This is a genomic window from Gilvimarinus sp. 1_MG-2023 (assembly GCF_030548285.1).
On the sequence record NZ_JAUOSC010000769.1, the window covers coordinates 1 to 293 of the forward strand.

The 293-nt window shown below is 33.8% G+C and carries 1 protein-coding gene; it reads right to left on the reverse strand.

Annotated elements, in window-relative coordinates; genetic code table 11:
• On the reverse strand, window positions 1-293 hold a 293-nt coding region (locus Q4563_RS18975; protein ID WP_442903797.1), incomplete at both ends, for a hypothetical protein.

Consider the following 293-nt stretch of genomic DNA (forward strand, 5'->3'; position numbering starts at 1 on the left):
GCCAAAGTATCTACAGACAAAGCAGGACTCAATTCTGATTTTACTGGGGGTAACTGTGCAGTATCTCCAATAAAAATCAGTTTGCAATTCAAACCATTGTACACATATTCCATCAAATCATCTAACAAAGAATTTTTATCAAAGAGAGTAACATCACCAGAACCGTCTGCAATCATAGAAGATTCATCTACAATAAAAAATGTATTGGTGTGTTTGTTGGGTTGTTTTACAAAAGCTACGTTTCCGTTAGATTGTTTTTTAGGATGGTATATTTTTTTGTGAATGGTGTATGC